The sequence below is a fragment of the Caulobacter sp. 05T431 genome, assembly GCF_056665975.1.
Window position 1 is genome coordinate 1 of sequence record NZ_JBFTKU010000181.1, and the last position, 366, is coordinate 366.

Annotated in this window: 1 protein-coding gene; it reads left to right on the forward strand. The window is 56.3% G+C overall.

Features of this window, described 5'->3' with window-relative positions; translation table 11 throughout:
* Positions 1-256, forward strand: a 256-nt coding sequence (locus tag AC1U89_RS25025) for a contact-dependent growth inhibition system immunity protein (protein WP_479902311.1), incomplete at its 5' end; no start/stop codon positions are given.
* Positions 257-366: the final 110 nt, after the last annotated feature.

Below are 366 nucleotides of genomic sequence, written 5' to 3' on the forward strand. Positions count from 1 at the left end.
GTTGCTAGGCGCTTACTTCAACCAGGATTTTGATCTGTTCGGAAACAGCATCGAAGACCTGACGGATCTGTACATTTTCGAGTCGGACGGGGCGACACGAAGGCGGGTGCTCCGCGACATCGAGACATTCAGGTCGAAGCACGCGGGAGACTTCGAGGAAGCCTATCGCAGGGAGTTTCGTGAAGAAATCGACTGGGGAATCAGCCACGAGGCGTTCCTCGGCAAAGTCGAGCGTCTCATTCACGATAGCCTATAAAAAAGGGCGCCTTGCGGCGCCCTTCTTCATTCCAACCCGAACCCTCAGGCTGCCAGCCGCTTGGCCAGCTTGTCCTTCGTTTCCACCAAATCCTGCGGCAGGTTGTGCTG